General features: G+C 71.4%; 22 protein-coding genes. 11 read left to right on the forward strand and 11 right to left on the reverse strand.

Translation table 11 applies throughout. The features are described 5' to 3' along the window. The first annotated feature begins 52 nt into the window (after window positions 1-52). From IE212_RS06330 to IE212_RS06340, 3 genes are all read left to right on the forward strand, one after another. The gene (locus IE212_RS06330) at window positions 53-301 is read left to right on the forward strand and encodes a YiaA/YiaB family inner membrane protein (protein WP_190196715.1); all 249 of its coding nucleotides are present in this window, start codon (window positions 53-55) and stop codon (window positions 299-301) included. Between the two features lie 229 nt (window positions 302-530). Further along, window positions 531-1,754 (forward strand): PP2C family protein-serine/threonine phosphatase, encoded by a 1,224-nt coding sequence (locus IE212_RS06335; protein WP_190196716.1) that lies wholly within the window; start codon window positions 531-533, stop codon window positions 1,752-1,754. A gap of 190 nt (window positions 1,755-1,944) precedes the next feature. Beyond that, on the forward strand, window positions 1,945-2,592 hold the full coding sequence (locus tag IE212_RS06340) for a TetR/AcrR family transcriptional regulator (protein WP_190196717.1): 648 nt from the start codon (window positions 1,945-1,947) through the stop codon (window positions 2,590-2,592). Here IE212_RS06340 and IE212_RS06345 read toward each other — a convergent pair. Beyond that, window positions 2,583-3,044 carry a MaoC family dehydratase gene (locus tag IE212_RS06345; RefSeq protein ID WP_003989183.1) on the reverse strand — a complete coding sequence of 154 codons (462 nt, stop codon included), beginning with the start codon at window positions 3,042-3,044 and terminating at the stop codon, window positions 2,583-2,585. The genes IE212_RS06340 and IE212_RS06345 overlap by 10 nt on opposite strands. 108 nt (window positions 3,045-3,152) lie before the next feature. Between IE212_RS06345 and soxR the strand changes: the two genes are divergently transcribed. Continuing rightward, entirely contained in the window at window positions 3,153-3,617 is a 465-nt protein-coding gene (gene soxR / locus IE212_RS06350) for a redox-sensitive transcriptional activator SoxR (protein ID WP_190196718.1), read from the forward strand. Window positions 3,618-4,022: 405 nt separating this feature from the next. Here the strand turns inward: soxR and IE212_RS06355 are convergent, their stop codons facing one another. Together IE212_RS06355 and IE212_RS06360 are read right to left on the reverse strand one after the other, a co-directional pair. Continuing rightward, window positions 4,023-4,760: a 3-keto-5-aminohexanoate cleavage protein gene (locus tag IE212_RS06355; protein WP_190196719.1), complete on the reverse strand. Its 738-nt coding sequence runs from the start codon at window positions 4,758-4,760 to the stop codon at window positions 4,023-4,025. 93 nt (window positions 4,761-4,853) lie between these two features. Continuing rightward, window positions 4,854-5,456: a hypothetical protein gene (locus IE212_RS06360; RefSeq protein WP_190196720.1), complete on the reverse strand. Its 603-nt coding sequence runs from the start codon at window positions 5,454-5,456 to the stop codon at window positions 4,854-4,856. Between the two features lie 265 nt (window positions 5,457-5,721). Between IE212_RS06360 and IE212_RS06365 the strand changes: the two genes are divergently transcribed. Continuing rightward, window positions 5,722-8,484: a penicillin acylase family protein gene (locus IE212_RS06365; RefSeq protein WP_190196721.1), complete on the forward strand. Its 2,763-nt coding sequence runs from the start codon at window positions 5,722-5,724 to the stop codon at window positions 8,482-8,484. Between the two features lie 30 nt (window positions 8,485-8,514). Here IE212_RS06365 and IE212_RS06370 read toward each other — a convergent pair whose 3' ends face one another. Continuing rightward, entirely contained in the window at window positions 8,515-9,831 is a 1,317-nt protein-coding gene (locus IE212_RS06370) for a serine-threonine protein kinase (protein ID WP_190196722.1), read from the reverse strand. Between the two features lie 106 nt (window positions 9,832-9,937). After that, complete coding sequence (locus tag IE212_RS06375; protein ID WP_190196723.1) at window positions 9,938-11,173, reverse strand: exo-beta-N-acetylmuramidase NamZ family protein; 1,236 nt, start codon at window positions 11,171-11,173, stop codon at window positions 9,938-9,940. A gap of 149 nt (window positions 11,174-11,322) precedes the next feature. On the opposite strand from IE212_RS06375, the gene IE212_RS06380 reads away from it, so the two are divergent. From IE212_RS06380 to IE212_RS06390, 3 genes are read left to right on the forward strand one after another with little or no spacing between them, the layout of a single operon-like run. Next, the gene (locus IE212_RS06380) at window positions 11,323-12,096 is read left to right on the forward strand and encodes an SDR family oxidoreductase (protein WP_190196724.1); all 774 of its coding nucleotides are present in this window, start codon (window positions 11,323-11,325) and stop codon (window positions 12,094-12,096) included. Next, window positions 12,093-13,757: a class I adenylate-forming enzyme family protein gene (locus IE212_RS06385; protein ID WP_190196725.1), complete on the forward strand. Its 1,665-nt coding sequence runs from the start codon at window positions 12,093-12,095 to the stop codon at window positions 13,755-13,757. Before IE212_RS06380 ends, IE212_RS06385 begins: the two co-directional genes overlap by 4 nt. Before the next feature lie 28 nt (window positions 13,758-13,785). Beyond that, complete coding sequence (locus IE212_RS06390; RefSeq protein WP_190196726.1) at window positions 13,786-14,379, forward strand: TetR/AcrR family transcriptional regulator; 594 nt, start codon at window positions 13,786-13,788, stop codon at window positions 14,377-14,379. A gap of 395 nt (window positions 14,380-14,774) precedes the next feature. Here IE212_RS06390 and IE212_RS06395 read toward each other — a convergent pair whose 3' ends face one another. Further along, a complete protein-coding gene (locus tag IE212_RS06395; protein ID WP_190196727.1) occupies window positions 14,775-15,989 on the reverse strand; it encodes an acyl-CoA dehydrogenase in 1,215 nt (404 codons plus the stop codon). Window positions 15,990-15,994: 5 nt separating this feature from the next. Beyond that, the gene (locus tag IE212_RS06400; RefSeq protein WP_190196728.1) at window positions 15,995-17,029 is read right to left on the reverse strand and encodes a phosphotransferase family protein; all 1,035 of its coding nucleotides are present in this window, start codon (window positions 17,027-17,029) and stop codon (window positions 15,995-15,997) included. Window positions 17,030-17,239: 210 nt separating this feature from the next. Between IE212_RS06400 and IE212_RS06405 the strand changes: the two genes are divergently transcribed. Continuing rightward, window positions 17,240-18,184: an NADP-dependent oxidoreductase gene (locus tag IE212_RS06405; RefSeq protein WP_190196729.1), complete on the forward strand. Its 945-nt coding sequence runs from the start codon at window positions 17,240-17,242 to the stop codon at window positions 18,182-18,184. 35 nt (window positions 18,185-18,219) lie between these two features. Here the strand turns inward: IE212_RS06405 and IE212_RS06410 are convergent, their stop codons facing one another. The 4 genes from IE212_RS06410 to IE212_RS06425 are packed head-to-tail and all read right to left on the reverse strand — an operon-like array spanning window position 18,220 to window position 20,450. Next, window positions 18,220-18,555, reverse strand: a complete 336-nt coding sequence (locus IE212_RS06410; RefSeq protein WP_229864102.1) for a DUF202 domain-containing protein — start codon at window positions 18,553-18,555, stop codon at window positions 18,220-18,222. Further along, entirely contained in the window at window positions 18,552-18,944 is a 393-nt protein-coding gene (locus IE212_RS06415) for a YidH family protein (protein WP_190196730.1), read from the reverse strand. The genes IE212_RS06410 and IE212_RS06415 overlap by 4 nt, the downstream gene beginning before the upstream one ends. A gap of 48 nt (window positions 18,945-18,992) precedes the next feature. After that, complete coding sequence (locus tag IE212_RS06420) at window positions 18,993-19,508, reverse strand: NUDIX hydrolase (protein WP_190196731.1); 516 nt, start codon at window positions 19,506-19,508, stop codon at window positions 18,993-18,995. A 42-nt stretch (window positions 19,509-19,550) separates the two neighbouring features. Continuing rightward, window positions 19,551-20,450, reverse strand: a complete 900-nt coding sequence (locus tag IE212_RS06425; protein ID WP_190196732.1) for a DMT family transporter — start codon at window positions 20,448-20,450, stop codon at window positions 19,551-19,553. A 364-nt stretch (window positions 20,451-20,814) separates the two neighbouring features. On the opposite strand from IE212_RS06425, the gene IE212_RS06430 reads away from it, so the two are divergent. Next, complete coding sequence (locus IE212_RS06430) at window positions 20,815-21,765, forward strand: hypothetical protein (protein ID WP_190196990.1); 951 nt, start codon at window positions 20,815-20,817, stop codon at window positions 21,763-21,765. A 44-nt stretch (window positions 21,766-21,809) separates the two neighbouring features. Continuing rightward, window positions 21,810-23,354 carry an APC family permease gene (locus IE212_RS06435; RefSeq protein WP_190196733.1) on the forward strand — a complete coding sequence of 515 codons (1,545 nt, stop codon included), beginning with the start codon at window positions 21,810-21,812 and terminating at the stop codon, window positions 23,352-23,354. The last annotated feature ends 12 nt before the right edge of the window (window positions 23,355-23,366 follow it).

A 23,366-nucleotide genomic window follows, 5' to 3' on the forward strand; every position in this document is an offset into this window, starting at 1 on the left:
CTGAGTACGCCGGCGGATGTGGCGCGGGCCACCTTGGCCGAAGCTCGCTCCCATGAGTGAGACACCGGGCAAGCAGCAGAACACGGCAGCCTTCTACGGCCAGGCCGTCGCCTCCTTCGCCGTCGCCATGGCGGCCACCGCGATCGGCATCTACCAGCTGAGCGCCGACGCCTGGGTGCGGGGTTTCCTCGCCATCGCCGTGCTGTACCTGGTCACCTCTTCCTTCACCCTGGCCAAGGTGATCCGCGACCGGCAGGAGGGGGCGGCGAGGCCCTCGTACGCACCCTTCGAGAAGCACTGAACGGCCTGCTCGTACCCCCCGGCAGCAAACACCCCGAAACTCTTCCGGCCGCGCCTCCTCGATTCACGCCGTCGGCCGCCGCGGTGCTGATGGTGCGGCTGGTGCCCACGAGTGGCCGGGGCGTGGCCGACCGGACAGGATGGGAGGGGTGGACAGCAGGGCCCCAGCAGGCCGCCCGACCCTCCGGCTCTCCGGCGCCAATGAGTGAGGAAGCGAAGGAAGGCGGGCCATGGAAGACGGTGCGGTGGACCGATCCGAAGGCTTCGGCGAGCGGCTGCTCGGCCTGCTGCTGGACCGGGCGCAGCTGATGCCGCCGCAGCTGATCGCCCCGCTGATCGCGGAGGAAGTGGCCACGATCGGCGGGCGTGATGTCTCCATCCTGCTTCAGGACTACGCGCAGGAAGTGCTGGTGGCGCTGCCGGGGAGGAAGCTGCGCGTCAGCCAGGCCCAGCCGATTGCGGACTCCTGCGCCGGCCGGGCCTTCGCGCGCGTGGAGGTTGTCGAGGTAAAGCAGGCTGACGGCATCCGGATGTACTTGCCGCTGCTGGACGGCAGCGACAAGGTGGGGGTGATGGCCCTCACCCTGGATGCCGTCGGCGACGACGACCGGCGGCTGCTGCGCAGGCTCGCGACCCTGGTCGCCGACTTGCTGGTCACCAAGGACGCCTACACCGACCAGTTCTTCCTGGCCCGCCGCCGGGAGCCGATGAGCGTGCCCGCCGAGATCCAGTGGAGCCTGCTGCCGCCGCTGTCGATGTCCGTCCCGCAGGTCGCTGTCGCCGGCATGCTGGAACCCGCCTACCGGGTCGCCGGCGACAGCTTCGACTACGCGCTCAACGACAGCATCCTGCACGCGACCGTGATCGACGCCATGGGCCACGGCCTGGACGCCGCCACGGCGGCGACCATCGCGATCGGCGCCTACCGCCATGCCCGGCGCGCGTTCATCAGCCTGCCCGAGAAGTATGCGTTCATGGACAACGCCATCTCCCAGCAGTTCGGACCCGACCACTTCGTCACGGCACAGCTGATGCACATCAACATCGCCACCGGCGAGCTGGAGCTGGTCAACGCGGGTCACCCCGCCCCTTTGCTGATCCGCGACGGCCAGGTCGTGCAGCAGCTGGAGAGCGCGACGACCCTGCCCATCGGCCTCGGCGGTGAACTGCCGCCGATCAAAGAGCACACGCTCCAGCAAGGCGACCGGGTCCTGTGCTACACCGACGGCATCATCGAGGAGCGCGTCGAGGGTGGGGAGCCGTTCGGTGAGGAACGACTCATTGCTTGCGTCAACCGCCTCGGCAAGGAGCCGTCACAAGGGGTGCGAGCAGATCTGCGCCGCCTCTCCCACACGCTGAAGAAGCAGCGGGGCGGGCGCACCAGTGACGACGCCACCCTTTTCATGATCGAGTGGCACGGGGGCTCCGCCGACCACCTTGCCGAACTCGACTGAGGACCCTCTCTTCCGTCACAGCCTCACAACGACGCCGCCTCGAACTCGATGTCCCGCTGGACGAGTGGTGAAGGTCATCCAAGCAGCTCTATGGCATGCCCCCTTCAGGAGCAGGTACTGAGCGGCCATGCTAAGCGCCCGCTCACCCTCGGCGGTATGGTGGTGCCCTGCCAGTGGAGAGGGGCTAGTGATGAGTACGGCGGAGGAGACGGCCGGCGGCGATGCGCAGGCGTGGGGCGAGGTCACGCCCGACGCGGCGCGGCGACTGCTGATCGCCGCGGTGGAGGCCTTCGCCGAGCGCGGCTACCACGCCACGACGACCCGGGACATCGCCGGCCGCGCCGGGATGAGTCCGGCCGCGCTCTACATCCACTACAAGACCAAGGAAGAGCTGCTGCACCGCATCAGCAGGATCGGGCACCAGAAGGCCGTCGAGATCCTGCGGACGGCGTCCCGGCGGGAGGGCACAGCCCGTGAGCGCCTGGCCGACGCGGTCAGCTCCTTCGTCCGCTGGCACGCCGGCGGACGCACCACCGCGCGGGTGGTGCAGTACGAACTGGACTCACTCGGGCCGGACGCCCGCGCCGAGATCCTGGCGCTGCGCCGGCAGTGCGACGACGAGGTGCGGGGGATCATCGAGGACGGCGTGGCGGCCGGTGAGTTCGACGTGCTGGACGTGAAGGGCACGACCCTGGCCGTTCTCTCGCTCTGCATCGATGTGGCCCGCTGGTTCAACGTCGACGGGCCGTGGACGCCGGACGAGGTCGGCGCGCTCTACGCCGACCTCGTGCTGCGGATGGTGGGGGAGAAGCAGCCCTCTCCCGGCGGTCAGAGGTAGTAGCGGGCGACGGACTCGGCGACGCACACGGGCTTGTCGCCGCCCTCGCGTTCCACGGTGAAGGCCACCGTGACCTGGACGCCGCCGGTCACGTCCTCGACGCCGGTGATGGCGGCGGTGGCGCGCAGCCTCGACCCGACCGGGACGGGGGCGGGGAAACGCACCTTGTTGGTGCCGTAGTTGACGCCCATCTTCACGCCTTCGACGGCGATCAGCTGCGGTCCGAAGAGGGGCAGCAGCGACAGGGTCAGGTAGCCGTGCGCGATGGTGGTGCCGAAGGGGCCCGCGGCCGCCTTCTCCGGGTCGACGTGGATCCACTGGTGGTCGCCGGTGGCCTCGGCGAAGAGGTCGATCCGCTTCTGGTCGACGTCGAGCCAGTCGGTGTACCCCAGTTGCTCGCCCACCGCCGACTTCAGTTCGTCGACGGATGTGAAGATCCTCGGCTCTGCCATGACCGGCCTCTCGCGTCAGAAGGTCTGCGTGCTCGTGCTTCTCTAAGCGACTGCTTAGCATGGTCGGCTGCGGGGGCCCTGTCAACGGTCGAGGGTAGGGTTCGGGGAGTGCCCCAGATTCCAGAGAAGATCCATGAGCTCACGGTCGGCCAGCTGGCGGCGCGCAGCGGGGCCGCCGTCTCGGCGCTGCACTTCTACGAGTCCAAGGGACTGATCAGCAGCCGTCGCACCTCGGGAAACCAGCGACGTTACTCGCGTGACGCGCTGCGCCGGGTCGCTTTCATCCGGGCCGCGCAACGGGTCGGCATTCCGCTGGCGACGATCCGTGAGGCGCTGGCGGCACTTCCCGAGGGGCGGACGCCGACGCGGGAGGACTGGGCGCACCTGTCCGAGGTCTGGCGCTCGGAGCTGGACGAACGCATCAAGCAGCTGAACCGCCTTCGCGACCACCTCACCGACTGTATCGGCTGTGGGTGCCTGTCCCTCGAGGCGTGTGTCCTCTCCAATCCGGACGACGTCTTCGGTGAACGCCTCGCGGGGTCGCGGCTGATGGTCGAGGGGCGGCGGGCGTAGCGCCTACGCGGTGGGTGGTGGGTCGGGGCCGTGCCGGGGGGTGTCCGTCCTCGGAACGGCGCGATGGAGTCGGATGACGAGTGACTGTCCGTTGACGCGCCAACCGCTGCGGGCGGACACCCCCCGACACGTCCCCTTCCGTGCGTACGCGGCTGCGGGCGCGTCGTGGCCGCCCCAGCTGCGGGCAGTCGTGCCGCTGGGGCGGCACGGGTGGGCGCAGCGGCACCCCGCGACGCCGGGTTGCGCAACGCCCCGCCCCCCGCACCAACGCCGGGTACCTGGAACCGGGCGCCGACCGCCGCCGCTGCGGGCAGTCGTGCCGCTGGGGCGGCGCGGGTGGGCGCAGCGGCACCCCGCGACGCTGGACTGCGCAACGCCGCGGCCCCCGCACCAACGCCCCGCACCTCACAACGCGGCGCGCGCGTACTCCGTCAACCCCGCCGCCACCAGCTCCGCGTTGGACCGGGCCGGCCTCCCATCCGGCAGCGCCAGCACATCCTCCACCCCGACCCGCGTGGCCAACCCCAACCGCCCCGCAAGCCGCAGCACCGGCCACGCGCCCCCGTCCTCCCCGTGCAGCAACACGGGACGCCCATGAGCCGCGCCCAGTTCGGAAAGCAGCGCCTCGGCGGAGTCCACGGCGGTGTCCGGGGCCGTGTCCGTCACCTCGGCCAGCACGCGCAATACCCTCGGACCCAGCGGCGACGCGGCGAACCGCTCCGCTCCGTCCGTCCCCGACCAGACGCCGGCCTCCACGCCCACCCCCAGTTCGAGAAGCGCGGCGGCCACCTCCTCCGCACCCTGCTCATGCCAGTTGACCGACGCGTGGTCGGGAAGAACGGGCAGGGAGGCCCAACTCCGCACACGGCCCAGCCGCCCGGCGGGGTCCGGTTCCGCCCACGCCCCGGTCGTCACGCCGACCGGCACCGACTTGGGCACCCGAGTCCGAATCGCCTCCAGCGTCACCGCGAGCACCCTCGGCGACAAAGTGTCCCGCCCGCACGGCGTCTTGGGATGGACATGGATGTCCGTGGCCCCGGCCGCGACGGCGTCGGCGGCCGACCCGGCCATCGTCTCGGGCGTCAGCGGCACCACCGCGCCGTCCGCGGCGCCCCGCCCCCCGTTCAGACACACCTGCACCATGCCCCGATGATGCCAGTCAGCACTGACCGTCGGCTCCCGCCGCGACAGTGGGGGTGCGGCATCCCCGGCGCACCCCCCGCGCACTCGCCATCGTCAAGCCGACACCAGCATCCTCGCTCGCCTGGCATCGGCCAGGGCCCCGGGCGTGAGCACCGGACGCGGTACCAGGATCCCGCAGTCCGAGCAGACCGGACCCGCCGAGGGCTCATGGTCCAGGCCGTACTTCCAAGCGAGCCGATCCCCGCCGCACACCGGGCAGGCCGAGCCCGGCTCGCGCTCCAGCGCGGCGATCAGCCGGCGCAGTACCTCGGCCAGCGGTTCCCGGGGATGGACCGCCGGATCGTCGCACCACGCCACGCCGAAGCCGCCCCAGGTCAGCCGGTGCCAGTCGTCCACGCTGCCCGGCCGGCGCAGTCCGTCGTGCTTCTCCTTCTTGCGGCGCTCGGCGAACTCGACCTCGTAGGCCAGCCAGACCGCCCGCGCCTCCTCCAGTTCGTCCAGTGCGGCCACGAGCCGCGCCGGATCGGGGGACCGGTCCTCGGGACCGAACCCTGCCCGGGAGCACAAATGGTCCCAGGTCGCCCTGTGCCCGTAAGGCGCGAACCTCTCAAGGCACTTGCGCAGCGAATAGCGCCGCAAGGCCAGATCGCACCGCGGATCGCGAACCTGTCTCGCCAGACTCCGGAAACCGGCCATCGTCCTGCACCTCCGTCACACCTGCACCTGTAATCCGGTCATTTCGGCGTCGTCGTACGGACGTCGCCGAATAGACGTATCGACAAGCGAATCGGCTCCATCCGATTTCAAATGGCCTCCATAAGCCTCCGTCGAGGCTCGCGAGTCGACTGCCGTGGCCCGTGTGTCTGTTGTGCTGACTCCAGAAGTTGACGCTTGTTCACCTTCAAACTCGGGGATACCGGCGGTAACATCCCGGCCACCCCAGTCGCGAGGAGCCCCCCACATGAGAACTCCCGGCGAAATCCCCGGGTTCCTGAAGACCGCCTCGGTATGCGCCCTGATCGCGGGTCTTTTGTCGCCGATTGCCCCGGCTGCCGCTTCGGAAACAGAGACCGCGCAAACATCAGCCGCGGTGAACGACTACTGCGGCAACCAGTGTTCCGACATCCTCCCGCCCGGTCAGAACGGCAACGCCACCCTCGCCCAGATCCTCCTGAACCAGGCCTTCGGCACCCAGCCCGAGCACGCCGAGGACCAGCTCGGGCCCTACGCCGCCCTCGCCAAGGGGCACACCGGCCTCACCAACGACACGATCAACACCTTCTTCAACGACGCGTCGTTCGGGGTGCCCGCCGACCAGGTCGCCTCCACCCTCAAGCCCGCCGGGCGCGGTGACGTGACGATCGTCCGGGACAAGAAGACCGGTGTGCCGCACATCACCGGTACCACCAGGTACGGCACGGAGTTCGGCGCCGGCTACGCGGCCGCCCAGGACCGGCTGTGGCTCATGGACGTCTTCCGGCACGTCGGGCGCGGCCGGCTGACCTCATTCGCCGGCGGCGCACCCTCCAACCAGGGCCTGGAACAGCAGTTCTGGCGGCACGCCCCGTACACCGAGGCCGATCTGCAGGCACAGATCGACAACGCCGTCGCCGCCAACGGTGAGCGCGGCCAGCAGGCACTGGCCGACGCCAAGGCCTATCTCGACGGCATCAACGCCTACATCGACGCCTCGGACAGCGGCCGGTACTTCCCCGGCGAGTACGTCCTCACCGGGCACAAGGACTCCGTCACCAACGCCGGGACGATCGAGCACTTCAAGATCACCGACATGGTCGCGCTGGGCTCCGTCATCGGCGCCCTGTTCGGCTCCGGCGGGGGCGGCGAGGTCAACAACGCGCTCTCGCTGCTCGCCGCACAGGAGAAGTACGGCGTGGCGGAGGGCACCAAGGTGTGGGAGTCCTTCCGGATGCGCAACGACCCGGAGGCCGTCCTCACCGTCCACGACGGCAGCTTCCCGTACGGGGCCAGGCCGGACGCCCCGCAGGGCGCCGCCCTGCCCGACGCCGGGACCGTGAAGCCCGAGCCGCTCGTCCACGACCGCACCGGCAGCGCCGCCACGTCCGACGCCAGGGGTGCGTCCGGGGAGGCGGCCAGGGCGGCCGTGTCGTCCGCCAAGCGCGGCATGTCCAACGCCCTCGTGGTCAGCGGCGAGCACACGGCCAGCGGCCGTCCCGTCGCCGTGTTCGGCCCGCAGACCGGCTATTTCGCCCCTCAGTTGCTGCTGCTCCAGGAGCTCCAGGGCCCGGGCATCAGCGCCCGTGGCGCCTCCTTCGCCGGACTGAGCATGTACGTGGAACTCGGCCGCGGCCAGGACTACGCGTGGAGCGCCACGACCTCCGGGCAGGACATCATCGACACCTACGCCGTCGAACTCTGCCAGGACGACTACCACTACCTGTACCGCGGCACCTGCACGCCGATGGAGAAGATCGAGCAGAAGAACGCCTGGAAGCCGACGACCGCCGACGGGACCGCGGCCGGCTCGTACACGATGCGCGCCTGGCGCACGAAGTACGGCCCCGTCGAGTACCGCGCGACGGTCGGCGGCAAGAAGGTCGCCTACACCACCCTGCGCTCCTCCTTCATGCACGAGGCCGACTCCATCATCGGCTTCCAGATGCTGAACGACCCCGGCTACGTCAAGGGTCCGGAGTCCTTCCAGAAGGCGGTGCAGCACATCAACTACACCTTCAACTGGTTCTACGCCGACTCCCGGCACACCGCGTACTACAACAGCGGCGACAACCCGGTGCGCGCGAGCGGCGTCGACGCGGAGTTCCCGGTGTGGGCGCGGCCGGCGTACGAGTGGCGGACCTGGGACCCGGCGACCAACACGGCCGACTACACGCCGCCCTCCGCCCACCCCCACTCCATCGACCAGGACTACTACGTCTCCTGGAACAACAAGCAGGCCAAGGACTACGCGGCCGCGCCCTGGGGCAACGGCTCCGTGCACCGCGGCAACCTCCTGGAGGACCGGGTGCGCAAGCTGGTCCAGCAGGGCGGCGTGACCCGGGCCTCGCTGACGAAGGCCATGGCCGACGCCGGGCTCGCCGACCTGCGGGCGGAAGACGTCCTGCCCAAGCTGCTGAAGGTGATCAGCGGTTCGCCTGTCACCGACCCCGCCGCGGCGGCCGCCGTGAGCAAGCTCCAGGCCTGGGTTGCCGCAGGCGGCAAGCGCACGGAGACCTCGGCCGGCTCCAGGAAGTACGCCGACGCCGACGCGATCCGCATCCTCGACGCCTGGTGGCCGCTGCTGGTCAAGGCCGAGTTCGAACCGGGCCTCGGCAGCGAGCTGTTCGGGGCCATGACCGCCAACCTGCCCGTCGACGAGTCTCCGTCCGCCGCGCACGGCCCGACCGGCTCGCACGCCGGGAGCTCCTTCCAGTACGGCTGGTGGAGCTACGTCGACAAGGACGTCCGGGCCGTGCTCGGCGAGCAGGTGAAGGGCCCGCTGGCCCGTACCTACTGCGGCGACGGCCGCCTGGCCGCCTGTCGCGACACCCTCATCAGCACCCTGAAGGAGGCGGCCGGCAAGACCGCGGCCCAGGTCTACCCCGGCGACGACGTGTGCGCGGCGGGGGACCAGTGGTGCGCCGACTCCATCAACCACCGCACCCTCGGCGGCATCAAGCACGGCAAGATCAGCTGGCAGAACCGGCCCACCTACCAGCAGGTCGTGGAGTTCACCTCGCACCGGTGAGACACCACAGGCCCTGAGTCCGGCGGCGGGTCAGCGGATGCGGCCCGCCGCCAGCACCAGTCTGGCCAGTTCCTCGTGCAGGATGTCGCTGTGCGCGCCGGCCGGCGGGCCGCCGCGGCGGACCACCGCCGTCGCGTCGACGTTGACGCACCCCGAGCCGGGCAGTTCCGCCCGCAGGGCTTCGGCGAGGGTGTACGCGCGTGTGCCCGGTACGGCCCGGATCCCGCCGTAGCCGATCGCACCCCACTTCGCGCCCAGGGCCCGGCCGAGGTCGAGTCCGGTGACCGACCGGCTGTCCCCCGCCATGCGCGAGGCCAGCGGGTACATCGTGCCGAGGGCCGAGTCGTGCCGGGAGTGGCAGCACACCAGGGGGCCGTCGACGCGGTTCTGCTGTCCCTGGAGCACCCCTCCGGCGCGCGCGTCGTGCGGCAGCCGGGCCGCGAACGCGTAGTGCGAGAACGCGCCTTGCAGGAGTGTCACGGACTTCACCGTGCGGACGCCCTCGGGCAGGCCGCGCAGCGCGAACGACACCAGCCGCGCGCCGAAGCTGTGCCCGACGAGGTGCACCCGCACGCCGGGCGCCGCCTTCGCGAGCTGCCCGACGACCCGGCCGAGACCTCGCTCACCGACGGTCCCGGCGCGCCGCTTCATCGCGTAGTACGTCGCCTGGCGGAGCAGTTCGTGTGCCCCGTCCCAGGGGTTCGGGAGCCTGAACCCGCGCTGTGCGCCGGACGCTTCGAGGCCCGCCAGTGCCCGCGCGAACTCCTCGCAGGCCCTCGCCGCGGACCCGGCGACCAGCTCCGGCTCGCTCTGCGGCAGCCCCTCCGCCACCGTGTCCGCCGCGAACAGCGCCTGCGGCCCGGGCGGCACCACCTCCACCAGCAGCCGCACGAGCCGTCCGAACTCCTCCAGCTCGCCCTCCTCCGGCGGCTGCTGCTCCAGCAGCCGCGCGATCTGGTCGACCAGGACGGCCCGGCCCGGGAAGGTCTCCAGCAGGGCGTGCCGCGTGTCCTTGTCGAGCGCGGGCCGCGGGGGTGCTTCCGCCGCCACCGCCCGCGGCAGGTCCGGGATGGGTTCGTCGGAGAACCGCATAGCGGGCCACAGCACTCCGACATAACCGATCCGGGCTGACGGGGCGAGCCGTGGGATGGGTGCCAGGAACCGGTCGTAGAGCCGGTTCGCGCCCGACCGGTCGGTGTTCCAGCCGTGCGCGAAGACGATCAGATCGCGCACCTTGCGGTCGCTCACCCCGGCGAGCAGCCGGTCGCGCAGGCGGCCGGCCGGGTCCCCGTCCGCGTCGAAGGCCAGCTCCCAGTAGGGAGTCACACTCATCGCCGGATCCGCCATGACAGGCCCCCTCGTCCCCGGGTGACGCCACGATATGGGCGCATCGTCCTGCCAACGGAGGCACATGGCCATACGTCACGGGCGCATTCGGCGCGCGAGCCGGCACTCAGCGGTAGAGCAGGTACTTCCGCCGCGTCCTGCGGAACGCGGCCAGCTCCTCCTGCCACCCCGCCACGACCTCGTCGGTGTCCGTGCCCGCGTCGATCATCGTGCGCACGCGCGCGGAGCCGGTGAGCTTGTCGATCCAGTGGTCGGGGCGCCAGGCGAAGCCGCTCCAGACCTTCTTCGCGGTCACGAGCAGGGCGATTCCCGTGCGCACCGGGTCGAAGACGTCCCGGTCGTGCACATGGAGCTGCACGCCGCCGATCGTCCTGCCCTGGAACTTGGAGAAGGTGGGCGCGAAGTACGCCTCCCTGAAGCGCACGCCGGGAAGGGCGAGTTCGTTGACCGCGGCCGCCCAGCGCCCGTCGACGCCCTCCGCGCCCAGCAGTTCGAACGGCCGTGTGGTACCGCGCCCTTCCGACAGGTTGGTGCCCTCGAACAGGCACGTGCCCGAGTACACCAGGGCGGTCCGCGGTGTCGGCATGTTCGGGCTCGGCGGCACCCAGGGCAGCCCGGAGGCGTCGAAGAACTCCGACCGTGTCCAGCCCGACATCTTCACCGTCTCCAGCGGCACGGGCTCGGTCAGGAACTCGCCGTTGAACAGCCGCGCCAGCTCCGCGACGGTCATCCCGTGTGCCTGGGAGACGGGCTGCCGCCCGACGAAGGTGGCGAACTCCTTGTGGAGTACCGGTCCCAGGGCGGCTCGTCCGGTCACGGGATTGGGCCGGTCCAGGACCACGAAGCGCTTGCCCGCGAGCCGGGCGGCCTCCATACAGTCGTACAGGGTCCAGATGTAGGTGTAGAAGCGCGCGCCGACGTCCTGGATGTCGAACACGACCGTGTCCACGCCGGACGCGGTGAAGACGTCGGCGAGCGCCCGGCCGCTCTTGAGGTACGTGTCGTAGACGGGCAGGCCGGTCGCCGGGTCGTCGTAGCGGCCCTCGGAGCCGCCGGCCTGGGCGGTGCCGCGGAAGCCGTGCTCGGGGCCGAAGACGGCGATGAGGTTCACGCGGTCGTCGGCGTGCATGACGTCGACGATGTGGCGGACGTCGCGGGTGATGCCGGTGGGGTTGGTGACGATGCCGACCTTTTCTTTTCCGAGCAGGGCGTAACCGTCGCGGGCGAGTCGTTCGAAGCCGGTGCGTAACTGTCCGTGACGCTGGACCGCCGCGGCGGTGGGTGCGGCTGAGACGGCTGTCGCCGTGGCCGCCGTGAGTACGGCTCGTCTGGAAGGGCGCATGGGGGGGGCCTCCGTGATCCGTTTCGTGACGGTTCGTCGTGGCTGGTCGCGCAGTTCCTCGCGCCCCTTAGAGTGCTGCGCCTTCCCCTTCCCTGAAACATACCGACCGGTTAGTCTGACCGCGTTGCAGAGCCGCGTCTAAGGAGCCGATGGTGGGAGCCTTTCAGGGGTCCGGGGTCGTTGTCACTGGGGCCGGTGGCGGTATCGGGGCCGCGCTCGCCCGGCGTTTCGCCGCCGAAGGCGCCCGGGTCGTCGTCAATGACCTGGACGCCGAGCGGGCCAAGCACGTCGCGGAGGAGATCGGGGGGATCGCCCTGCCCGGCGATGCCTCGGCGGTCGTCGACGACGCACGGGACGCGCTCGGCGGGGCCGTCGATGTCTACTGCGCCAACGCCGGCGTCGCCTTCGGCGGCGGCGACGCGGACGCGCCGCTGGACGAGACGGGGTGGGCCACCTCCTGGGAGGTCAACGTCATGGCGCATGTCCGCGCCGCCCACGCGCTGCTGCCCGCCTGGCTGGAGCGCGGGAACGGGCGGTTCGTCTCCACCGTCTCCGCCGCCGGGCTGCTGACCATGATCGGTGCCGCGCCCTACGCCGTCACCAAGCACGGCGCCCTCGCCTTCGCCGAGTGGCTGTCGCTGACGTACCGGCACCGGGGGGTCAAGGTCCACGCCATCTGCCCGCAGGGCGTCCGCACCGACATGCTCGCCGCCACCGGCAGCGCGGGCGACCTGGTGCTGCAGCCGACCGCGATCGAGCCGGAGGCCGTGGCGGACGCCCTGCTGAAGGGCATCGAGGAGGACCGGTTCCTGATCCTGCCGCACCCGGAGGTCGCCGAGTACTACCAGGCCCGGGCCGGTGACCCCGACCGGTGGCTGTCCGGCATGAACCGAATCCAGCGGCAGTGGGAGGAGAGCCGGTGACCGAGTCCCGTTACGCGGCCAGGCCCTGGCTGGGCCTGCTGAGCGACGCCCAGAAGGGTGCGATAAGCCCCGCCGCGTCCCTCGTGCACGCCCTGCGCCGGGCCGTGGCCGAGGCGCCCGGCACCGACTGCCTGGCCTACTTCGACGGCAGGCTGACCTACCGGGACGTGGACCGGCTCAGCGACTCCGTCGCCGGGCACCTCGCGGCGCGCGGCCTGGAGCCCGGTGACCGGGTCGCGGTGCTGCTCCAGAACTCCCCGCACTTCGTGCTCGCCCTGCTGGGCGCCTGGAAGGCGGGTGCGGTCGTCGTGCCGGTCAACCCGATGTACAAGTCGGGCGAGGTGGCCCACGTCCTGCGGGACGGCGAGGTGACCGCGCTGATCTGCTCGGACCGGGCGTGGGAGTCGTATCTGCGCGAGACGGCCGCGGACTCGCCCGTCCGGATCGTGCTCACCGGATGCGAACTGGACTTCCAGAGCCGTCACGACGCGCGTGTGCTGACCTTCGAGCGGCGGCCGCGGGCCTCGGACGCCGACGACCTCGCGACCGTCGCCCGGGCCGGGCACAAGGCGCCCGAGGGACGCGTGCCCGGTCCCTCCGACATCGCGCTGATCAGCTACACCTCGGGCACGAGCGGCACACCCAAGGGCGCCACCAACACGCACGGCAACATCATGTACAACGCCGAGCGGCAGCGGACGGGGCTCGGGCTGCCCGAACGGCCGGTGTACTTCGCGCTGGCGCCGCTGTTCCACATCACCGGCATGGTCTGCCAGCTCGGCGCCTGCCTGAACAGCGCGGGCACCCTCGTCCTGGCGTACCGCTTCGAGGCGGGCGTGGTGCTGGACGCTTTCGCCGAGCACCGCCCGCACTACACCGTCGGCCCCTCCACCGCCTTCATGGCCCTGGCCGCCCACCCCTCCGTCACCCGCGACCACTTCTCCTCCTTCCGGGTGATCAATTCCGGCGGCGCCCCGCTGCCCCCGGCGCTGGTGGAGAAGTTCCGGGCGGGCTTCGGGCCGTACATCCGCAACGGCTACGGGCTGACCGAGTGCACCGCGCCCTGCGCCTCCGTGCCACCGGGGCTGGAGGCGCCCGTCGACCCGGCGTCCGGGACCCTGGCCGTGGGCCTGCCCGGCCCCGACACGGTCGTACGGATCGTCGACGACAACGGCGACGAGGTGCCGTTCGGGGAGCAGGGCGAGATCGTCGTACGGGGCCCGCAGGTGGTGCCCGGATACTGGCGCCGCCCCGATGCCACCGCCGAGACCTTCCCCGGCGCGGAACTGCGCACCGGCGACATCGGATTCATGGACGAGCAGGGCTGGCTGTACGTCGTCGACCGCAAGAAGGACATGATCAACGCGTCCGGCTTCAAGGTGTGGCCGCGTGAGGTCGAGGACGTGCTCTACACGCACCCGGCGGTGCGTGAGGCAGCCGTCGTCGGCGTGCCGGACGGGTATCGCGGGGAGACCGTCAAGGCCTACATCAGTCTGCGTCCGGACGCCGGGACGGACCCGGATGCGCTCGCCGCCTACTGCAAGGAGAGACTGGCCGCCTACAAGTACCCGCGCCAGGTGGAGATCCTGCCCGACTTGCCGAAGACGGCCAGTGGGAAGATCCTCCGTCGGGAACTGCGTTCCCGGACGCGAGACAACTGACAGCAGAACGGAAAGGCAGGTGGCGGCAGTGCCCAGGACCACGGACTCGGACGGCACTCCCGTGCCTCAGCGGCTCCTGGCCGCCGCCACCCGGCTCTTCGCCGAGCAGGGCTACGACCGCACCTCGGTGCAGGAGATCGTCGAGGCGGCCGGAGTCACCAAGGGCGCGCTCTACCACTACTTCGGCTCCAAGGACGACCTCCTGCACGAGGTGTACGCGCGTGTGCTGCGCATCCAGCAGGAGCGACTGGACGCCGTCGCGGACGCCGACGAGCCGGTCGAGAAGCGCCTGCGGGCCGCCGCCGCGGATGTCGTGGTCACGACCATCGACAACCTCGACGACGCGATGATCTTCTGGCGCTCGATGCACCACCTCAGCCCCGAGAAGGACAAACAGGTGCGCGCCGAGCGCCGCCGCTACCACGAGCGCTTCCGCGCGCTGGTCGAGGAGGGCCAGGAATCGGGCGTGTTCTCCAAGGCGACCCCGGCGGACCTGGTCGTGGACTATCACTTCGGCTCGGTCCACCACCTGTCGACGTGGTACCGGCCGGACGGGCCCCTGACCCCCCAGCAGGTAGCCGATCATCTGGCCGACCTCTTGCTGCGGGCCCTGCGCCCGTAACCGAGAGGCTCCGCCCCTGCGCCCACCCGCCACCCGAATCGGCCGGCCAGGAAGCCGGGCTCGCCTCATCCAGCCTGTCCGGCGTTCGAGGACGAGGCCGTCAGGCCGAGGGGGCAGCGCCCCTCTGGGCCCTGGGCCCATGCCACCCGCCGCCTCATCCAGCCTGTCCGGCGTTTGAGGACGAGGCCGTCAGGCCGAGGGGGCAGCGCCCCTCTGGGCCCTGGGCCCATGCCACCCGCCGCCTCATCCAGCCCGTCCGGCGTTTGAGGACGAGGCCGTTCAGGCCGAAGGGGGGTCTGGGGGCGCAGCCCCCAGTGGGGGCCGAAGGGGCAGCGCCCCTGGGGACGGGACGGGAAGGGGCGGCGGGGGCGAAGAACCCCGCCGCCCGCCCCCGGTCACAGGTACTTCTTCAGCTCCCGCCGAGCCAGCGACCGCTGATGCACCTCATCGGGCCCGTCGGCGATCATCAGCGTCCGCGCCCCGGCGTACAGCTCCGCCAGCGGGAAGTCCTGACTCACCCCACCCGCCCCGTGCAACTGGATCGCCCGGTCGAGAATGTCCACCACCGCCCGGGGCGTCGCGATCTTGATGGACTGGATCTCGGTGTGGGCCCCCTTGTTGCCCACCGTGTCCATCAGCCAGGCCGTCTTCAGCACCAGCAGCCGCAACTGCTCGACCGTCACCCGCGCGTCCGCGATCCAGTTGTGCACCACCCCCTGCTGAGCCAGCGCCTTCCCGAACGCCGTCCGCGACACCGCCCGCCGGCACATCAGCTCGATCGCCCGCTCCGCCATGCCGATCAGCCGCATGCAGTGGTGGATCCGCCCGGGGCCGAGCCGCGCCTGCGCGATCGCGAAGCCTCCGCCCTCCTCACCGATCAGGTTCGACACCGGCACCCGCGCGCGGTCGAAGACCACCTCGGCGTGCCCGCCGTGGTAGTGGTCCTCGTAGCCGAACACCTGCATCGCGCGCTTGATGGTGACACCGGGCGTGTCGCGCGGCACCAGCACCATGGACTGCTGACGGCGGATGTCCTCCCCGTCCGGGTCCGTCTTGCCCATCACGATGAAGATCTTGCAGTCCGGGTGCATCGCCCCGGAGATGTACCACTTGCGGCCGGTGATGACGTACTCGTCGCCGTCCCGCTCGATGTGGGTGGTGATGTTGGTGGCGTCCGACGAGGCCACCTCCGGCTCGGTCATCGCGAACGCCGAGCGGATCTCGCCCGCGAGCAGCGGCTCCAGCCACTGCTTGCGCTGCTGCTCGTCGCCGAACTGCGTCAGCACCTCCATATTGCCGGTGTCGGGCGCCGCGCAGTTCGTCACCGTGGGCGCCAGCTGCGGGGAGCGGCCCATGATCTCGGCGAGCGGCGCGTACTGGAGGTTGGTCAGTCCGGCCCCGTACTCGGAGTCCGGCAGGAAGAGGTTCCACAGGCCCTGCCTGCGTGCCTCCGCCTTGAGCTCCTCGACCACGGGCACCGTCTCCCACGGCGAGGCCAGCCCTTCGCGCTGCTCGTGCGCGACGGACTCGGCCGGATAGACGTACTCGTCCATGAAGGCGAGGAGCTTGGCGCGCAGCTCTTCGGTGCGCGCGTCGAAAGCGAAGTCCATACGGATCAGCCCTCCTGGAGGCCTTCGTTGAGCGTGGTCAGTCCGTGCCGGACGAAGACGGGCACGAGGTCGCCGATGCGGTCGAAGCCGCGCCCGACCGTCTGGCCCAGCGTGTAGCGGTAGTGGATGCCCTCGAGGATCACGGCGAGCTTGAACCAGGCGAAGGCCGTGTACCAGGAGACCGCGGAGACGTCGCGCCCCGATCGTGCGGCGTACCGCTCGATGAGTTCGGACGGCGCCGGATGCCCGGGGGCCTCGGCGGTCGTGGAGACCGGGGACTCGGGCATGCCCAGCGGCATGCTGTACATCACCAGCAGGCCGAGATCGGTGAGCGGGTCGCCCAGCGTCGACATCTCCCAGTCGAGGATCGCCCGGATCGAGTCGTCCTCGCCGATCAGTACGTTGTCGAGCCGGTAGTCGCCGTGCACGACGGCCGGCGCGGGGGAGCGGGGCAGGTCCCGGCCGAGGGCGGCGTGCAGTTCGTCGATGCCGTCCAGGTCGCGGTTGCGGGAGGCGTCCAGCTGCTTGCCCCAGCGCCGCAGCTGCCGGTCCAGGAAGCCCTCGGGCCGCCCGAAGTCGGCGAGCCCCACCTCGCCCGGGTCTACCGCGTGCAGCTCCACCAGCGTGTCCACCAGGTTCAGCACCGCGCCCCGGGTCCGCTCCGGGCCGAGCGGGGCGAGTTGGTCGGCGGTCCGGTAGGGGGTGCCCTCGACGAACTCCATGACGTAGAACGGCGACCCGAGCACCTCCTCGTCCTCGCACAAAAGCACCGGCTCCGGAACCGGAACGGCCGTCGGGTGCAGGGCGCTGATCACCCGGTGCTCGCGCCTCATGTCGTGCGCGGTGGCCAGGACATGGCCGAGCGGGGGCCGCCGTACCACCCAGCGCGAGGTGCCGTCGGAGACCGCGTAGGTGAGGTTCGACCGTCCGCCCTCGATCAGCCGGCCGGACAGCGGGCCGGTCACCAGGCCGGGCCGCTCCCGTTCGAGCAGGCCGCGCAGCCGGTCGAGATCGAGTCCGGGCGGATGGTCGGGGCTCATGCGTCGCTCCTCGGGGAGGTGAACGGTTCCCGACTCATGATGCCGACCGGTCGGTATGTCGTCCAGAGCGGGGGCGAAACGTGATCGGAGCCACGATAGGCCGACAGGGCCGATCGCGGGGCGCAGGGGGAGCCTCCCGCCGGTTCGTCCAGCCCGTCCGTCGGCCCATCCGGCTTGCGGGCCGCGCGGGAAGCCTGGAAGGTCGGACCCATGAAGGCCATCAGCTACTCACGGTACGGCGGCCCCGAGGTGCTGGCGTTCGGGGAGGTCCGCGATCCGAAGGTCGGCCCGGACGCGGTGCTGGTGAAGGTGCGGGCCGCGGCCGTGAACCCCGTCGACTGGAAGGCCCGCGAGGGCTACCTCGAGGGCACCCTGGAAGCCGTCTTCCCCGTGGTGCCCGGCTGGGACGTGTCGGGCGTGGTGGTACGGCCCGGGGTGGCGGTCTCGGAGTTCGACGTCGGCGACGAGGTCATCGGGTACGTGCGCGAGGACTTCCTCTCCCGCGGCACCTTCGCCGAGTACGTGGCGGCGCCCCTGCGCACCCTGGCGCGCAAACCGCGCAACCTCTCCTTCGAGGAGGCGGCGGGTCTGCCGCTGGCCGGGCTCACCGCCTACCAGGTGCTGATCAAGAGGCTGCGGGTACGGCGGGGCGAGACGATCCTGGTGCACGCCGCGGCCGGGGGTGTCGGCTCGCTCGCCGTGCAGCTCGGGGTCCACCTCGGCGCCCGTGTGATCGGCACGGCGAGCGAGTCCAACCACGACTTCGTACGCAGGCTCGGCGGGGAGCCGGTGACGTACGGCGACGGCTTGGGTGATCGGGTGCGGGCACTGGCCCCGCAGGGCGTGGACGCGGTGTTCGACACGGTCGGCGGGGACGCGCTGAAGGCCTCGGCGAACCTGCTGGCCCCCGAGGGCCGCCTGGTGTCGATCGCCGACGGCGACGTCGTGAACTACGGCGGCCGCTACTACTTCGTCCGACCCGACCCCGAGGACCTGCAGCGGCTGTCCGACCTGGCCGAAGAAGGCGTCGTGAGCGTGCACGTCTCCGAAACGTTTCCCCTGGAGCGGGCGGCGGACGCGCACCGGCTGAACCAGGAGGGCCGGACCCGCGGCAAGATCGTCGTGACGGTGGACTGGGAGCAGGAGAACGCGTAGCGCCGCGCACGGGGCGAACGTCGCCTGCCGCGGCACTAGAGAACCAGCGCTGCCCCGCACACCGCCATCGCCACCGTGCACAGCGCTGCGGCCGTGGCGTGCCGGGGTGGGAACGGCGTCGGACTGGCGCGGGCCGCGAGGGTGCGGATGCGCCGGTGGGCGACAGTCAGCAAGCCCAGCCACAGCGCGCAGCACAGGGCGCACGCCACGATCCCGGGCGCCGATGCCCCGCCGTGCAGCGCGGCCCTCACGGCGAGCACGGCGGCCACGGTGGCGGAGAGTGTCGTACGCCGCCACGCGAGGCGGGTCCGCTCCGGCTGGAGGCCCGGGTCGCGGTCGGAGTCCCGGGGCACGCGCTCCTGCGGGCTCACCCCTCCCACCCCACGAGCACGACGAGCACCATGGCGAGGGCCACGACCGCGACGACGAGGCTCAGCACCGCGGGGAAACGGGACACCGGCAGGTCCTCACCTCTGCGCATGGCCCGTTCGCAGCGCACCCAGTGGTTGACCGCCCGCAGTGAGCACAGCACGCCCGCGGCCAGCAGCGCGAGCGCCAGCCCCACCCGCCAGCCCCAGCGCAGGTCCGGCAGGAACTGGTCCACGGCGAAACCGCCGCCGATCAGCGCGAGCGCGGTGCGCAGCCAGGCCAGGAAGGTCCGTTCGTTCGCCAGCGAGAACCGGTAGTCGGGCGTCCTGCCGTCCTGCCGGATCTCCGCGGGCGCGAACCACAACCGGACGTTCCGTACGAACTCGATCACATGCGCGACCCTACCGGCACGCCGTCCGCTGTCCCGGCCCGAGTCCGCTCAGCCCCTCGACCGGAACGCCGTGAGCCGCTCGTAGGCCGCCAGCCCGTCCGGCACCCACTCCCAGTCCCGCAGCCGCCGCCGCACCTCGTCCTCGGCCAGGAAGTCGTGCCAGGCGACCTCCTCGGCCTGCGGCCGGACCGGAAGCTCACAGGTGACCTCGTACACCGCCGACCACCAGCTCCGGCCGGCACCGTCGTCGTAGAGGAACTTGAACAGGTACCGGGGGCGCGGCAGGCCGGACACGCCCAGTTCCTCCTCGGCCTCGCGCAGCGCCGCCGCCCCGTAGTCCTCGCCCGCGCCGACCACGCCGCCGACGAACATGTCGTACAGGGAGGGAAAGACCAGCTTGCTCGCTGTCCGCCGGTGCACGAAGATCCGGCCCTCGGTGTCCCTGGCCTGGACGAACACGCAGCGGTGGCGCAGTCCCCGGGCGTAGGCCTCGCCCCGGGGGGACTGCCCGGTGACCTGGTCGTTCTCGTCGACGATGTCGAGGATCTCGTCAGCGGCGCTCATGCCCTCATCCAAGCAGGGCACGCCCGCGGGCGAGAAACGGCCTCACTGCGGCTGAGGCTGCAGCTGCCCCACGCGCGCCGGTTCCGCCGCGCCCGTCGGCATGGCCGGGTGCAGGCCCAGCAGCACGATCCCGGCCACCACGGCCAGGAGCCCGCCCGCCTCCCAGGACAGGGCCACCGCGTCGGTCCGCAGCCGGTCGCCCAGGAAGCCGACGCCGCAGATGATCCCGGCGAGCGGCTGGGCCGCGGTCAGGGCGGGCAGCGACTTGCGCAGCGACGCGGTCTCGAAGGCGCTCTGCACGAGGAGCAGGCCCGTGACGCCCAGCGCGAGGACCGCGTAGGGCTGCCAGCCGGTCAGCAGCTCGGCGAAGCCGCCCTCGGAGAACCTCTGGCCGCTCACCCGGGTCAGCGCGTCCTGTACGCCGTACAGCAGCCCGGCGGCCAGGGCCAGCAGCACCGGGCCGGAGCTCAGCCGGGAGCGCTTCGCGTGCGTCGTGAGCATCAGGGCGAGCGCGATCATGGCGCCGATGATCACCCACTGCCGTGTGGGGTCGGCCATCGCGGTGCCGCCCTGCGGCTCACCCGCCATGATGAAAGCGGTCACGCCGCCCGCCAGCAGCAGCAGACCCCCCCAGCCCTGGCGGCCCAGCGGCTGCCTGGTCTGCCTGCGGGACAGCGCGAGCGCGAAGAGCAGGTTCGTCGCCAGGAGCGGTTCCACCAGCGACAGCTCTCCCTGCCCCAGCGCGGCGGCGCCCAGCGCCATGCCCGCCACCATCAGCGCGATACCGCCGAGCCAGCGCGGAACCTTCACCAGGTCGACGAGCAGGCGGAAGGACAGGAAGTCGTTGAGCGGAGCTTGGCGGGCCGCGTTCTGCTGCAGGACGAAGCCGAAGCCCAGACAGCAGGCGGCACTCACAGCAAGCACCAGGACTAGAACCGACACGCGGTGTACCTCGATGATCAGGTCGGGTCACGGTTGCGTAAGGGCCGACTGTACCGGCCGGCTCCGCCCGGCGCGCCCGTACGTCATGCCATCGTGAGGGGCGGTTGCCGCTCCGCACTATGACGCACGTCACAAAGGGCGAAACGGAAATATCGGATGGCCGTCATGGCTCTCTCCCGATCCCCTTTGGTCACGGAATGCTCACGAGTGACACCGGTTGACGCGTGTAACGGCCTTGCGGCCCTTGACGTCAAACGTTGGCTGGGGGTTTGCTGTCTGTGATCAGTTCATGGCATTGCGCACACCGCGCTTCCATCGACCGCCGTGAGCCGAAACACAAGAAGAGCGCGTGAGGAAGTCCGCGGTGCCCCCACCCCCGCCTCCCCTCGGCCGTGGCCGCAGACGTGCGCCGCAGCCCTTCGACGAGGCCCTCGACGACGCCGACCTCGTCGCCGCGCGCGCCGCGCTGGCGCAAGGCCGCTGGCAGAACGCCCGTTCGCTGCTGGTGCACACCGGAGACGACTGGGACCGGCGCTGCCACCGCGTCACCGTCCTCGCGAAGGAGTCCTACTGCGCCGCGTGGGCCCGCGAGTGGCTGCTCGCCGAACCCGAGTCCGCCGACGCCTCCGTGCTGCTCGCCCTCGCCCAGGTCCGGCGCGTACTGCACGGCAAGGGCACGCCGGTGGGCGCCCGCGAGGCCTGCCTGACGGCCGCCGCGCGCCTCCCCGCCGACCCCACTCCCTGGCTCGGCCTGCTCATGCTGGAGTGCGCGGTCGGCACCGACCAGGACGTGGTCCGGACGTTCGAGCACGTCCGGGCCCGGTACGCGGACCACCACCACGCTCACCACCTGATGGTCGCCCGGCTCGCCGAACGCCGCGCCGAGGCCGGCCCGGACCCGCTGCACGAGGTCTACGACTTCGCCGCCTGGGCCGCCGAACAGGCACCGGCCGACTCCCCGCTCGCCATCCTGCCGGTCATCGCGCATGCCGAGCGTTACCGCGTCCTGGCCGCCGCCGGGTACGAACCAGCCGACCCGTCCGCCTCCGGCCACTGGACCGGCCGCCGTGCCCGGCAGGTGATGAAGGCCGCCTTCGACTGGTGGCTGGAGTGGGAGCTCGAAGGCCATCCACGCCGGCTGATCGACCTCAACTTCCTCGCCCACGCCAAGTACTGCGAGGGGCGGGGCGCCGAGGCCGCCGCCCTGTTCCACCGGATCGGCCGGTACGCCACCCAGGCGCCCTGGTCGTACCCGGACCGCGACCCGCACGCCGCCTTCGCCGCCGCCCGCGCCGGCGCGCTCGGCACCGCCTGACACCCACGGATCCCGGAAATCCCAGAAATGAGGACGCTCTCCCGATGACCACGGACAGTTCGAGCACGAGCACGAGCACGTCCGCCGCCGGCGGCGGCATCAGTACGTTCAAGGGGCAGGAGCGAGCCCTGCGCGCCGACCGCCTCGGCACCGGGGGACTGCTGCTCTCCGTCCTCGCCGCGACCGCCCCGCTCATGGTGGTCGCGGGTGTCATGCCCACCACATTCGCGGTGATGGGCATCGTCGGCCAGCCCCTGCTCTTCGTCGTCCTCGGTGTCGTGCTGATCCTCTTCAGCGTGGGCTACGCCGAGATGAGCCGCCACGTCCATAACGCGGGTGCCTTCTACGCGTACATCTCCCGCGGCCTCGGCGGCACCGCCGGCGCGGGCGCCGCCCTGGTCGCCCTCGTCGCCTACAACGCGCTCCAGGTCGGCATCTACGGCATCTTCGGCTTCGAGGTCTCCGGGCTCTTCGCCACCTACGCCGACGTGCAGGTCGCCTGGTGGATACCGGCCCTCGTCGCCGCGGTCGTCGTCGGTCTGCTGGGCTGGCTGAAGATCGACGTCAACGCGCGTGTGCTCGGCGTGCTACTGGTCATCGAGGTGCTCCTCGTCGTGATCTTCGACATCGCCGCCCTCGCCGACCCCGCCAGGGAGGGCCTGTCGCTGCACGCCTTCAACCCCGACACCCTCACCGGCGCGGGCGTCGGCACCGCGCTGTGCTTCTGCATCGCGGCCTTCCTCGGCTTCGAGCAGGCCCCCGTCTACGCCGAGGAGACCAGCCGTCCGCACGTCCTGGTGCCGCGCGTGATGTTCCTCGCCGTCGGCGGGGTGGCCGTCTTCTTCGCGCTGAGCAGCTGGGCCCTCACCGTCGCCACCGGACCCTCCGCGATCGTCGGCGCGGCCCAGAAGCAGAGTGCCGGACTGCTGTTCTTCCTCACCGAGTCCCGCCTCGGCGGCACATTCACCGACGTCCTGCACGTCCTGTTCGTCACCGGCATGTTCGCCGCCCTGCTCAGCTTCCACAACGTCGTCGCCCGGTACGCCTTCGCCATGGGCCGCGAGGGCCTGCTGCCCGCCGCCTTCGGCCGCACCAGCGGCGGCAGCGGCGCCCCCGGCACCGGTTCCCTGCTCCAGAGCGCGGTGGCCGTCGCGGTCGTCGTCGCCTTCGCGATCGCCGACGACAAGCCGGCCGGCGACCCGACCGCGCCCGTACTGCACCTGTTCACCTGGTTCGGCAACATCGGCGCACTCGGCGTGATCGTGCTGATGGCGGCGGCCTCCCTGTCGGTCGTCGTCTTCTTCGTCCGCCGCGGCGCCGCCGGTGCCCAGGCCTGGCGGCTGGTCACCTCCGCGCTGGCGGGCCTCGCCCTGGTCGTGATCGCCGGTTACACCGTGAAGGACTTCGAGGTGCTCGTCGGCGCCGGCCCCGGCTCCTCCCTGAGCTGGATCCTGCCCGGCACCATCGGGCTCGCCCTGATCGCCGGCCTGGCCCTCGGCCTGGTGCTGCGCGCCCGCGCCCCCGAGAAGCACGCCCGCATCGGCCTCGGCAACGAGGCGTTCCAGCTGGACAAGGCGGCGTCGTCCTGACACGGGCGACGC

Source organism: Streptomyces djakartensis (assembly GCF_014651075.1).
GTDB lineage: Bacteria > Actinomycetota > Actinomycetes > Streptomycetales > Streptomycetaceae > Streptomyces > Streptomyces djakartensis.

What these genes read in the sequence shown, in the direction of transcription:
- IE212_RS06330 (WP_190196715.1), top strand. Translation starts at nt 53, where the DNA reads ATGAGTGAGACACCGGGCAAGCAGCAGAACACGGCAGCCTTCTACGGC.
- IE212_RS06335 (WP_190196716.1), top strand. Translation starts at nt 531, where the DNA reads ATGGAAGACGGTGCGGTGGACCGATCCGAAGGCTTCGGCGAGCGGCTG.
- IE212_RS06340 (WP_190196717.1), top strand. Translation starts at nt 1,945, where the DNA reads ATGAGTACGGCGGAGGAGACGGCCGGCGGCGATGCGCAGGCGTGGGGC.
- IE212_RS06345 (WP_003989183.1), bottom strand. Translation starts at nt 3,044, where the DNA reads ATGGCAGAGCCGAGGATCTTCACATCCGTCGACGAACTGAAGTCGGCG.
- IE212_RS06355 (WP_190196719.1), bottom strand. Translation starts at nt 4,760, where the DNA reads ATGGTGCAGGTGTGTCTGAACGGGGGGCGGGGCGCCGCGGACGGCGCG.
- IE212_RS06360 (WP_190196720.1), bottom strand. Translation starts at nt 5,456, where the DNA reads ATGGCCGGTTTCCGGAGTCTGGCGAGACAGGTTCGCGATCCGCGGTGC.
- IE212_RS06365 (WP_190196721.1), top strand. Translation starts at nt 5,722, where the DNA reads ATGAGAACTCCCGGCGAAATCCCCGGGTTCCTGAAGACCGCCTCGGTA.
- IE212_RS06370 (WP_190196722.1), bottom strand. Translation starts at nt 9,831, where the DNA reads ATGGCGGATCCGGCGATGAGTGTGACTCCCTACTGGGAGCTGGCCTTC.
- IE212_RS06375 (WP_190196723.1), bottom strand. Translation starts at nt 11,173, where the DNA reads ATGCGCCCTTCCAGACGAGCCGTACTCACGGCGGCCACGGCGACAGCC.
- IE212_RS06380 (WP_190196724.1), top strand. Translation starts at nt 11,323, where the DNA reads ATGGTGGGAGCCTTTCAGGGGTCCGGGGTCGTTGTCACTGGGGCCGGT.
- IE212_RS06395 (WP_190196727.1), bottom strand. Translation starts at nt 15,989, where the DNA reads ATGGACTTCGCTTTCGACGCGCGCACCGAAGAGCTGCGCGCCAAGCTC.
- IE212_RS06400 (WP_190196728.1), bottom strand. Translation starts at nt 17,029, where the DNA reads ATGAGCCCCGACCATCCGCCCGGACTCGATCTCGACCGGCTGCGCGGC.
- IE212_RS06405 (WP_190196729.1), top strand. Translation starts at nt 17,240, where the DNA reads ATGAAGGCCATCAGCTACTCACGGTACGGCGGCCCCGAGGTGCTGGCG.
- IE212_RS06420 (WP_190196731.1), bottom strand. Translation starts at nt 19,508, where the DNA reads ATGAGCGCCGCTGACGAGATCCTCGACATCGTCGACGAGAACGACCAG.
- IE212_RS06435 (WP_190196733.1), top strand. Translation starts at nt 21,810, where the DNA reads ATGACCACGGACAGTTCGAGCACGAGCACGAGCACGTCCGCCGCCGGC.